Consider the following 11,563-nt stretch of genomic DNA (forward strand, 5'->3'; position numbering starts at 1 on the left):
TGGGCAAATCAGCTACAAAATAACAACTTTTATTTAAGATTGCGAAAAACCTAGCGTAAGGATACTAATCTTACTCTCGGGAATTGTTAGAATTGCTTTGCCACAAGCCTCTAAAGTCGCACCTGTAGTTAGTACATCGTCGACTACTAAGAAATGCTTGTTGTGAAATAGATTGGTGTTTTCGCAAGTAAACGTATGCTGATGCGTTTGGTTTCTCTCGTTTAAGTTTTTTTTAGATTGTGAAATGGTGTGTTCTGTTTTAATCAGCAATTGTTTTTCTAGGGGAATTTGTAAATTCGCAGACAAAGCTTCACAAAAGGAATGAATCTGATTATAACCCCTTTCCTTCAAGCGTTTCGAATGTAGCGGTACGGGGATGATGTAGTCAATATTTTGTAAATATCCTTTTTCAAGCAATATGGAACTATACCAATTGCCTAACAGCGTTCCGATTTGTTGATTTCCTTTGTATTTTAAATGATGTATCAATTGTTGTCCTATCCCTTTTTTGTGATAGTAAAACATAGATAAGGCATATTCAAGAGGAAGTCTACCGTAAAATTTTTTATATGCTTCGTTTTCTGATTGTTCGTGATGATAAGTGAGTGGTAAATGATGACGACAGCTTGTGCAAATCAGCTCTTCCGTTTCGAAAAGTAAGCCTTGACACCCCAAACAGCTTTTTGGAAAAAATAGGTTAATCAAATTTTTAAGCATTTCGTCGATTATATTTTTATAAATAAATATAATAAAATATTTTAGCAGAGCCTAACAAATAGAAGAAATGTCGATAAGATCCTCATTAACAACCTACAAACTAACTTCGTTTGCTTTGCTCTCTATTGTCGCAACTTTGGGAGTGAAGTATTATCAAAGTGTTGAAAAAAATATTAAACTAGTCGAAGAACGCAAAGTGGATCAAGCAACATACAGTAATGAGTTGCGTGAAATTTTGAACCGTTATGATGATGAATTAGAAAAAAATGGTATTTTATTAGAATCGATACCTGTTACTAAAAATAGCCAAAAAAGGATTGAAAAACCTAAAGAAATTGGGGGGATTAAGAGTCAAATTGTTTACCGATCAATGAAAAAAGATTTGGTAAAAATAGATTCTTTAGTTGCGCTTTTAAAAAATGCTGTCGTTGATAAGAATGACTTGTTAGAAGAAATCAAGGTATTGCGCGATAGAAATAAAGAATTGAATCGTAAAAATTATGATAACGAGTCAATTATTGCTATTTCAAAAAATTTGACAGCGACTAATATTACTGCCGATGGTGTAAAGATAGTTGGTAATAATATTTTAGAAGCCAAACGGTTAAATGCACTGGAGCAGTTGAAAGTTTGTTTTACGCTTTTAGAAAATCGCGCAGCGATAAAGGGGAACAAAGATTTGTACATTCAAATCGTGAATCCAGCTGGCGAGGTGGTTTCTAAAACAGCTGATGTTTTTGAAACAAAAGAAAGTTTGCTGCGTTATAGTGCAAAGACAAATGTGTATTATGACAATGAAGAATTAGATGTTTGCGTGTTTGTTGATCCCAATAAAGTCGTCATGACTAAAGGAGATTATGAACTAAATATCTATTCAGGTATTAATTTAATTGGAAATTCGGTATTTACACTCAAATAACTTTTTCAAAATTACAATTATAAGGTTGAAAAACGGATTTTTTTTAAATCCGTTTTTTTATTTTTGCAACACTATGGCAAAACAAGACGATTTATTTAAGAATGTAATTTCGCATGCAAAAGAGTACGGATATATATTTCCGTCGAGCGAAATTTATGATGGTTTGAGCGCAGTTTATGATTATGCTCAAAACGGAGTGGAGTTAAAAAAGAATATCCGTGACTATTGGTGGAAATCAATGGTACAAATGCATGAAAATATAGTAGGTATTGATGCAGCTATTTTCATGCATCCTACCACTTGGAAAGCTTCTGGGCACGTAGATGCGTTTAATGATCCATTAATTGATAATAAAGATTCCAAAAAAAGATATCGTGCCGATGTTTTAATTGAAGACTATTGCGAAAAAATATATCAAAAAGCGCAAAAAGAAATTGAAAAAGCTAAAGGACGTTTTGGAGATGCTTTTGATGAAGCTCAGTTTGTAGCTACTAACCCTCGTGTTGTTGAATATTTAGGTAAGAAAAAAGAGATTCTTGAGCGTATGGCTCGTGGTTTAGAAAGTGGTGATTTAGCCGATGTTAAAGCTCTAATTGAAGAATTAGGAATTGCTTGTCCTGAATCAGGGTCTAAGAATTGGACCGAAGTACGTCAGTTTAATTTAATGTTTGGAACTAAACTAGGTGCTTCTGCAGATACCGCTATGGACTTATATTTGCGTCCAGAGACGGCTCAGGGAATTTTTGTGAATTTCTTGAATGTTCAAAAAACAGGACGTATGAAAATTCCTTTTGGAATTGCGCAAACTGGTAAAGCTTTCCGTAATGAAATCGTGGCGCGTCAGTTTATTTTCCGTATGCGTGAATTTGAACAGATGGAAATGCAGTTTTTCGTAAAACCAGGAGAGGAAATGAAATGGTACGAATATTGGAAAGAAACACGTTTAAAATGGCATAAATCATTAGGATTGGGAGCTGAAAATTATCGCTTTCATGACCATGAAAAATTAGCACATTATGCTAATGCTGCTGCGGATATCGAGTTTAATTTTCCTTTTGGATTTAAAGAGTTAGAAGGTATTCACTCACGTACGGATTTTGATTTAAAAGCACACGAACAGCATTCTGGTAAAAAATTACAGTATTTTGATACCGAAGAAAATGCAAGTTATGTGCCTTATGTAGTAGAAACTTCAGTTGGTTTAGATCGTATGTTCTTGGCGGTTTTCTCAAAAGCATTACAGGAAGAAACCTTAGAAGATGGTTCTACTCGTACCGTATTACGTTTGCCAAGTGTATTAGCTCCAACTAAAGCTGCGGTTTTACCGTTAGTTAAAAAAGATGGTTTGCCAGAACTTGCTAAAGAAATAGTAGAAGATTTGAAATGGGATTTCAATGTGGCTTATGATGAAAAAGATGCAGTTGGACGTCGTTACCGTCGTCAAGATGCTTTAGGAACTCCTTTCTGTATTACCGTGGATCATCAAACTTTAGAAGATAAAACGGTTACCATTCGTCACCGTGATACGATGCAACAAGATCGAGTATCTATTTCAGAATTACGAAACATTATCAATAATGAAGTTTCAGTAAGAAACTGGTTGATGAAAATGTAATTGCTCTCAACAGAAAAATATAAAATCCCAAATTCAATTATTTAGAATTTGGGATTTTTTCTTTTATAGTTTCTCTTTTCTGAGTAACCAAATACACTCCAATAAAAATCAAAACAGCAGAACCTATTTTCACCCAACTTAGTTCATCTTTACCCAATCCAATAGCGAATATAGAAGCAAAAAAAGGCTGTAGGTAAATAAATACCGCCACCGTGGTGGGTTTCAATTCACGCATGGAAAGCAAGTTGAGCAAATACGTCAGAAAGGTTGAAAAAATAACTACAAAACCAATTTTTAAATAAGCACTGCTAGGAACCATTGTCCAATCTACCAACTGAAATTCGCGCCAACCGAAGGGGATAACCATTAGAAATCCAAAAAAGTAAATCCATTTTACAAATGAAAAAGCGTTGTATTTGTCCATTAATTTTTTGACAATAATCAGGTAAATCCCATAAGAAACAGCATTGACAAACACTAAGAAGTTTCCTAAAGTAGCATTAGGAGCATTTATTTTAGCTTTTCCATAAAGGATGAGGGTAACTGTACCAGCGAGTCCTAATAAGATACCGACTACTTTTCGGTTTTCCATGCGCTCTTTCATGATAATTGCAGAAAGTACTAAAACTATCATAGGCGTCGTAACCATCAGTACAGCACCCATTATAGGAGAGGTATAGCTTAATCCCTTGAAAAAAGTGAGCATATTGAAAGCCACTCCAAAAAATGAAGCTGCCATTATTCGAGGGAAATCGGCTTTTTCAATACGTTCTGTTTTTACGAATAAAGTTGCCAGCCAAAACAAGAGCATCGAACCACCCACACGTAAAAAGATGAAACCAAAAGCATCTATATGTTTTGGCATTACATCTTTAGCAATGGTAAATGTAACTCCGTAAATTAAGGCAACAGACCATGCAGCAAGTAATGCCCAAGCTCTTTTAGACATGATTTAAGAAATTTTGAGCTGCCTCAACGGTTTTGGCACTATTGCCTACAAAAATTCGACCGTCAATTAGCATAACGGGGCGGGATAAAAAGGTGTAATGTTCCAAAATGTATCTTTTGAAATCTGCTTCTGTCAACGTTTCGTTTTTCAATCCCATTTCCTTGTATAAAGTCGCTCGTTTGCTGAACAGTACTTCGTACGAACCTGCTAACGCTTGCATTTCTTCCAATTGCTTTACTGTAATAGGCTCGGTTTTTATATCTTGTAAAGTAAAAGTGTCTAATTGCGGAAGGGCTTTCAAAATTTTCTGACAGGTACTACACGTCTTTAGGTAATATATTTTTCTCATAAATTCTTTTTTGCAAAAATAAAAAGGTCTCGTAGATAATTTTGTATTTTTGATAGTCTAAATTATACGCCACGTGGAAAATATATCTAAAATCGCTCGCTTTACCCTGCAATTTGTAAATCAGACGCATAAGTCGGTTTTTTTAACAGGAAAAGCAGGTACAGGAAAAACTACTTTGCTTAAAGAAATTATAGCCACTTCACACAAAAACACCGCTGTGGTAGCTCCCACGGGTATTGCGGCCTTAAATGCTGGAGGGGTTACGATTCACTCCTTATTTCAGTTGCCTTTTTCAGCTTTTATTCCTGATTATACTAAGGAAGAAGTTTCCAATGGGAGTTATCTTTTTGCGAGTAAAAGCAATTTGTTTCGACAATCGCGCATGAGTGGTTCCAAGAAACAAGTACTCCGAAATTTGGAATTATTAATTGTCGATGAAGTTTCGATGTTGCGTCCTGATGTTTTGGATGCTATCGATTTTGTGTTTCAATCGATTCGAAAATCGGCTTTGCCTTTTGGTGGCGTGCAAGTGCTTTTTATTGGTGATTTGTGGCAACTTCCCCCCGTAATTAAACAAGAAGAATGGAGTGAATTGCATAAATATTACCAAGGTTTTTATTTTTTCAATGCAAAAGTCATTCAGCAGAATCCGTTGCTGTACCTAGAACTCGATAAAATTTACCGTCAAGATGATAGTGCGTTTATTTCTATTTTAAATAATTTACGCAACAATACCATTACTCCAGAAGATGTTACGGTGTTAAATCAATATGTGCATCCCAATTTTGATATCAAAAAACAATCGGGAACTATAGTGGTTACGACGCATAATGCCAAAGCCGATGCTATCAATGTAGAAGCCTTGGAAGCTTTGGAAGCCAAGAGTGTCTTTTATAAACCAGAAATTGTTGCCGATTTTCCAGAAAAAATATATCCCTTAGAAGCCCAATTGGAATTGAAAGTGGGGGCTCAAGTCATGTTTATCAAAAACGATGCTTCGATGGAGAAACGTTATTACAATGGTAAAATTGGCGTGGTCAAATCGTTATCAAAAGAAGAAGTATTGGTGGAATTTCCAGAAGAAAAGAAAACCATCGAAGTAGATTTATATGTTTGGGAAAACATTGCTTATGAGGTAAATTCAGATACCAATGAAATTGAAGAAAAAGTATTAGGAACCTTTAGCCAATATCCTTTAAAATTGGCTTGGGCGATAACGGTACATAAAAGTCAAGGACTGACTTTTGAAAAAGCCGTGTTAGATGTGTCGCAAGTTTTTGCTCCAGGGCAGGCGTATGTAGCCTTGTCTCGCTTGCGAAGTTTAGAGGGACTCACATTGTTACGTCCTATGCAATTGAACGGTATCGAATCGGACCGCTCGGTACTTCAATACGCCGAAACGAAAGCGGATGAAGCGTTTTTAGCCTCTACTTTGACTGTGGAGACCAAACAATATTTGTTTTCGGAAATCCTTAAAGGATTCAATACCCAACAGCTTACGCAAGTTTGGCGTAATTTTCTTTTTTCGTTTAACGAGGAATTGCCTAATTCGCCTAAATTGAAATTTCGACCGTGGGTGGAAAAACAAGTTCAAGTGTTGGCCGAATTATCCGAAACGGCACAAAAATTTATACAACAATTATATAAGATTGCCAATGTTGCCACGGTGGACCTAGTATATTTACAAGAACGATGCGAAGCAGGCTATTCGTATTTTTTTTCCACGTTAGACCGCTTGTTTGGGGAACTTTTGTTGAAAATTGTTGAAGTAAAACAATTAAAAAAGGTCAAAACCTTTATTGATGAATTACTCGAATTGGAAGAAACCTTGCTCAAAAGTATTTTAAGTTTGAAGAAAATCCGTTTGTTGTTAAAAAATACTTTGGAAGAGCAACTGCCTACTAAAACGAGTATGCAGTCGGACGATAGTAGGTTTTATAAAATCAATAAAATTGCTTCGCTGTCAGAGCAATTCAAACAAATTAACGGTTTTATTGATGATGGTTCCGCAACTGATTTCAGCAGACAAACCAAAGCTAAGAAAAAGCAAGCGGAAGAAAAAGAACCCAAAAAGCCTACTACGGATGCGACTTTTGAGCTGTGGAAACAAAATAAAACCATTCACCAGATTGCTGAAATTAGAAAGTTGACTCCGCAAACAATTTATAATCATTTTTCTAAATTGATTGCAAAAGGAGATATGGCGTTGGCGGATATATTATCTCCTGAAAAGATTTCGGAATTAGAAGAAGCTTTTAAAGGGTATGCTAATGAAGGATTGGGCGAATTAAAAGAAAAGTTTGGAGAGCAATTTACTTGGGATGAGTTGCGATTGTATAAAGCAACTTTAGAACCTGTAAAAGATAAAGAATGATTTCAGTTTGAATACTTGAAATAAAACAATAGCTATGGGAATATTCACAAAAGAAATATCAATTCGTTGGTCAGATTTAGACCCTAATTTTCACATGCGTCACAGTGCCTATTATGATTTCGGGGCGCAACATCGTGTAGAAGTGCTGCAACAGCAAGGATTAACCTTGAGAGTCATGCAAGAAAATCATATAGGGCCTATCTTATTTCGTGAAGAATGTGTTTTTAGAAAAGAGATTCGTCTTGGAAACACCATTACCATTAGTACGAAAATTGGAAAAATGAAACCTGATGCCTCACGGTGGACTATTGTACATGAATTGAAAAATGAAAAGGATGAATTGTGCGCGATTATCTCTGTCGATGGCGCTTGGATGGACACCAGTATTCGGAAATTAGCGAATCCTACACCTGAAATTGTTCAGGAAGTTATGAATGCTTTTCCGAAAACCGATGATTTTATTTTGATTTAAACACTACTAAAAATATGAAAGAAACCTTTAAAGTTTGGGAAACCAGTAGGAATGTCTATTTGAAGTTTTTAGAATCCTACACCCTTGAGCAACTCAATTTTATACCTGATGGGTTGAATAATAATTTAATTTGGAATATAGGACATGTGGCTGTGGTGCAGCAAGCATTAGTTTATAAGTTATCTGGATTACCCATGTTGGCATCGGAGGAATTGTTTGAAAAATACCGTAACGGTTCAGTGCCTAACGCCCATACGTCTAGAGAAGAAATAGAAATAATTAAACAAATTTTAATCGATTCCATCGCTAAAACTAAAACTGATTATGCCAATGGTGTTTTTCAAAACTACAAAGAATTCACCACAACCACAGGATTTCATTTAGGCTCGGTGGACGATGCTATTACGTTTAACAATTTTCACGAAGGCACGCACCTTGGATTTATGTTAAAGATTAAGAAATTTTTGTGATTTTAATCTTTAAATTTGTACTCAAAAATTAATACCATGAAATTTAATACTAAAGCAATACACGGGGGTCAGCAACATGACCCAAGCACAGGTGCTGTAATGCCTCCTGTATATAATACATCAACTTTTGCACAGCACCATCCTGGAGAACCTAATAATGGGTACGAATACAGTCGTGCGGCTAATCCTACGCGTACAGCTTTGGAAAACGCCTTGGCAAGTATCGAAAATGGAACACGTGGTTTAGCTTTTTCATCGGGTTTAGCTGCTACTGATTGCGTATTGCGTGGCTTAAAAGCAGGTGATGAGGTAATTGCCATGGACGATTTGTATGGTGGAACTTACCGTATGTTTACCCGTATTTACAAAGAATCTGGAATTAAATTCCACTTTGTGGATATGAATGATTTAGTAAAATTTGAATCTTTAATCAACACAAACACCCGTTTGGTTTGGGTAGAAACACCTACGAATCCATTGATGAAATTGGCGGATATTGCAGCTATCGCTCAAATTTGTAAAAAACACGACAACTTGCTTTTAGCCGTGGATAATACTTTTGCGACGCCATATTTGCAAAAACCATTGGATTTAGGAGCTGATATCGTGATGCATTCGGCTACGAAATACTTAGGAGGTCACTCTGATGTTATTGCAGGTGCTTTAATTGTCAAAGATGAAGCGTTGGGTAATCAATTGCATTTCCAACAATTTGCTACGGGAGCAACTTTAGGACCTAATGATTCTTTTTTAGTTTTAAGAGGGATTAAAACCTTGCATTTACGTGTACAACGTCATTGCGAAAACGGGATTAAAATTGCTGAATTCTTAGAAACGCATCCTAAAGTTGACAAAGTTTTGTATCCAGGTTTAGCGAGTCATCCATTCCACGAATTGGCTAAAAAGCAAATGATTGGTGGTTTTGGTGGTATGGTAACCTTCACATTCAAATCAGGTGAAAAACAAGATGCTATCGATTTCTTAAAGAAATTACAAGTATTTACTTTAGCAGAATCTTTAGGAGGTGTTGAATCCTTAGCGAATCACCCGGCCTTGATGACACATGCTTCTATCCCTGAAGACAAACGCAAAGAAATTGGTATTTCTGACGATTTAGTACGTTTGAGTGTTGGGGTTGAAGATGTAGAAGATTTAATTGAAGACTTAAAGCAAGCGTTTAATTGATAGGAGAAAATAGTTTAAATGAAAAAGCCTGGAAAATTCATTTTCCAGGCTTTTTTATATCATTTTCTAATTTAAGTAATAAATGTATCCAAAGTTTAACCAAAATAGCCAATCATTCGCGCGGTTTTCAGGGTATTTTGCAGGATTAGGGTTTAAACCATCTACCCAGTTGCTGTTGAAATATTGCCAACGCATATCTACCATTAAATCAGATAATAAATTTAGTTTATACCTTGTTCCTACACTCGCAACTACTGACCAAGTGCTTCCACTGTCATTCGTAAAGCCGTGTGGTTTTCCCTCTGAAGGATCCCAGTATTTTGCGTAAATGTTATTTGGGTTTAAAAGTCTTCCATCTCCGTATGAAGTGCTTACCTCTGGTTTGAAAAAATTATACTGTGCACCTACGCTTATAAAAGGTGCTAAAGATCCTGGTGCAGAAGCAAAATCTCGGATGCTAAACGGGTAGTATTCCAGTTGCATTCCTAAGTTAGTTACTGAAGCAGACCCTTGCATAGCTCTTAACTTTTCCCCGTCAACAGAGTTTTTATCTGCCCAATGACCGAAATGGTTTAGTTTAGTTTTATTGTAAGAAAGTTCGGTTCTTACCTTAAAATGATCGTTAAAATAAGTTTCTGGAGTATAACAGTTACAATCTGCTCTATAAGAAAAGTTTAAATAATGTATTAAACCCACACCTATACCAGTATTTCCTAAATTTGTTTCAAGATTGTTTCTTTGACCATAATCTGATTGAAAGGCAACTGGCCCAGCAATGGCGCCTATTTCATGTGAAAAACCAAATTGCGCCAGTAAAGATGTAGATTTCCAAAAAATCAACATTACTATAAGGGTTACTTTCTTAGACATATATTTATTTGTTTAAAACAATCTAGAACAAATATATAAAAACAACATTCTCTTCGAAAGAAAAAATAGTTTTTATTAAAAAAAGTGAATAAAGTTTGTGATTTTTTTGTTATGTAAATAATCTAGATAGCTGTATATTTGCTCCACCAAACAAAAAACGTTTCGGTTAGAAAACGTAGTAAAAATTAAAACATTATGTCACAAAGTATTGAAGCTTTTGTTGAAGCAGTTGCAAAAAACAATCCTAATGAGCCTGAGTTCTTACAAGCAGTAAGAGAGGTTGCAGAAACAGTTATACCTTTTATTGAAGCAAATCCTAAATACCAAGGGAAAATGTTATTAGAGCGTATGGTTGAACCAGAGCGCGTAATGATGTTTCGTGTAGCTTGGGTAGATGATAAAGGTCAAACACAAGTGAACAAAGGGTACCGTATTCAGATGAACTCTGCAATTGGTCCTTATAAAGGAGGGTTACGTTTCCACCCTTCAGTAAATTTAAGTATCTTAAAATTCTTAGCTTTTGAGCAAGTTTTCAAAAACTCTTTAACTACATTACCAATGGGTGGTGGTAAAGGAGGTTCTAACTTCGATCCAAAAGGAAAGTCAGATAACGAAATCATGCGTTTTTGCCAGGCTTTTATGACAGAATTAGCACGTCACATTGGTGCGGATACTGACGTTCCAGCTGGTGATATCGGTGTAGGTGGTCGTGAAGTAGGGTATATGTATGGTCAATACAAAAAATTACGTAACGAGTTTACAGGAGTATTAACAGGTAAAGGAATTACTTTTGGTGGTTCATTAATCCGTCCTGAGGCTACTGGTTACGGGGATGTATATTTTGCACAAAATATGTTAGCTGCTAAAGGTCAAAGTTTTGAAGGTAAAACTGTGGTAGTTTCTGGTTCTGGTAACGTAGCACAATACGCTATCGAAAAAGCTACACAATTAGGAGCTAAAGTAGTTACTGCTTCTGACTCTTCAGGGTACATTTATGATGCTGATGGTATCGATGCTGAAAAATTAGCTTTCATCATGGAGATCAAAAACGAGCGTTACGGAAGAATCAATGAGTATGTAGCGAAATATCCAAATGCAAAATTCGTTGAAGGAAAACGTCCATGGGAAGTTAAATGTGATATCGCATTACCATGTGCAACTCAAAACGAATTAAACGGTGAAGAAGCACAATTGTTAGTAAGTAACGGATGTATCTGTGTAGCTGAAGGTGCTAACATGCCTTCTACTCCAGAAGCTGTTGAAATTTTCATCAAAAACAAAATTTTATTCGCTCCAGGTAAAGCTTCTAACGCAGGTGGCGTGGCTACTTCAGGTCTTGAAATGTCACAAAACTCTTTACGTTTAAGCTGGACAAGAGAAGAAGTAGATCAAAGATTACAACGCATTATGAGCGATATCCATGAAGCATGTGTTACTTATGGTAAAGATGCTGATGGTTTTGTTGACTATGTAAAAGGTGCAAACATTGCTGGTTTCGTAAAAGTTGCTGATGCTATGTTAGCGCAAGGTGTAGTATAATTTATTTCCTTGAAACAATAATTAAAACGTCTGGATTTTTCAGACGTTTTTTATTTATATACCAAAAGTATAAAGGTTTCGTTTTTAGTTTATACTTTTGAATA

At 35.7% G+C, this 11,563-nt stretch carries 11 protein-coding genes; 7 read left to right on the top strand and 4 right to left on the bottom strand.

Going from position 1 to position 11,563, the window contains the following annotated elements; genetic code table 11:
* Window positions 1-33 precede the first annotated feature (33 nt).
* Window positions 34-717: a ComF family protein gene (locus ACQY29_RS04545; protein ID WP_428224059.1), complete on the bottom strand. Its 684-nt coding sequence runs from the start codon at window positions 715-717 to the stop codon at window positions 34-36.
* Between the two features lie 142 nt (window positions 718-859).
* Between ACQY29_RS04545 and ACQY29_RS04550 the strand changes: the two genes are divergently transcribed.
* Together ACQY29_RS04550 and ACQY29_RS04555 are read left to right on the top strand one after the other, a co-directional pair.
* Window positions 860-1,636 (top strand): hypothetical protein, encoded by a 777-nt coding sequence (locus tag ACQY29_RS04550; RefSeq protein ID WP_428224060.1) that lies wholly within the window; start codon window positions 860-862, stop codon window positions 1,634-1,636.
* 73 nt (window positions 1,637-1,709) lie between these two features.
* Window positions 1,710-3,251 (top strand): glycine--tRNA ligase, encoded by a 1,542-nt coding sequence (locus tag ACQY29_RS04555; RefSeq protein WP_428224061.1) that lies wholly within the window; start codon window positions 1,710-1,712, stop codon window positions 3,249-3,251.
* A 37-nt stretch (window positions 3,252-3,288) separates the two neighbouring features.
* On the opposite strand, the gene ACQY29_RS04560 is transcribed toward ACQY29_RS04555, so the two are convergent.
* Complete coding sequence (locus ACQY29_RS04560) at window positions 3,289-4,200, bottom strand: DMT family transporter (protein WP_428224062.1); 912 nt, start codon at window positions 4,198-4,200, stop codon at window positions 3,289-3,291.
* The gene (locus ACQY29_RS04565) at window positions 4,193-4,549 is read right to left on the bottom strand and encodes an arsenate reductase family protein (RefSeq protein WP_428224063.1); all 357 of its coding nucleotides are present in this window, start codon (window positions 4,547-4,549) and stop codon (window positions 4,193-4,195) included. The genes ACQY29_RS04560 and ACQY29_RS04565 overlap by 8 nt, the downstream gene beginning before the upstream one ends.
* 73 nt (window positions 4,550-4,622) lie before the next feature.
* On the opposite strand from ACQY29_RS04565, the gene ACQY29_RS04570 reads away from it, so the two are divergent.
* From ACQY29_RS04570 to ACQY29_RS04585, 4 genes are read left to right on the top strand one after another with little or no spacing between them, the layout of a single operon-like run.
* On the top strand, window positions 4,623-6,923 hold the full coding sequence (locus tag ACQY29_RS04570; protein ID WP_428224064.1) for a helix-turn-helix domain-containing protein: 2,301 nt from the start codon (window positions 4,623-4,625) through the stop codon (window positions 6,921-6,923).
* Between the two features lie 34 nt (window positions 6,924-6,957).
* Window positions 6,958-7,395 (top strand): acyl-CoA thioesterase, encoded by a 438-nt coding sequence (locus tag ACQY29_RS04575; RefSeq protein WP_428224065.1) that lies wholly within the window; start codon window positions 6,958-6,960, stop codon window positions 7,393-7,395.
* Window positions 7,396-7,409: 14 nt separating this feature from the next.
* Window positions 7,410-7,865: a DinB family protein gene (locus ACQY29_RS04580; protein WP_428224066.1), complete on the top strand. Its 456-nt coding sequence runs from the start codon at window positions 7,410-7,412 to the stop codon at window positions 7,863-7,865.
* A gap of 36 nt (window positions 7,866-7,901) precedes the next feature.
* The gene (locus ACQY29_RS04585; RefSeq protein ID WP_428224067.1) at window positions 7,902-9,050 is read left to right on the top strand and encodes a cystathionine gamma-synthase; all 1,149 of its coding nucleotides are present in this window, start codon (window positions 7,902-7,904) and stop codon (window positions 9,048-9,050) included.
* 66 nt (window positions 9,051-9,116) lie between these two features.
* Here ACQY29_RS04585 and ACQY29_RS04590 read toward each other — a convergent pair whose 3' ends face one another.
* The gene (locus tag ACQY29_RS04590; RefSeq protein ID WP_428224068.1) at window positions 9,117-9,920 is read right to left on the bottom strand and encodes a THC0290_0291 family protein; all 804 of its coding nucleotides are present in this window, start codon (window positions 9,918-9,920) and stop codon (window positions 9,117-9,119) included.
* Between the two features lie 195 nt (window positions 9,921-10,115).
* Between ACQY29_RS04590 and gdhA the strand changes: the two genes are divergently transcribed.
* The gene (gene gdhA, locus ACQY29_RS04595; protein ID WP_428224069.1) at window positions 10,116-11,459 is read left to right on the top strand and encodes an NADP-specific glutamate dehydrogenase; all 1,344 of its coding nucleotides are present in this window, start codon (window positions 10,116-10,118) and stop codon (window positions 11,457-11,459) included.
* Window positions 11,460-11,563: the final 104 nt, after the last annotated feature.

Source organism: Flavobacterium sp., assembly GCF_965262375.1.
GTDB lineage: Bacteria > Bacteroidota > Bacteroidia > Flavobacteriales > Flavobacteriaceae > Flavobacterium.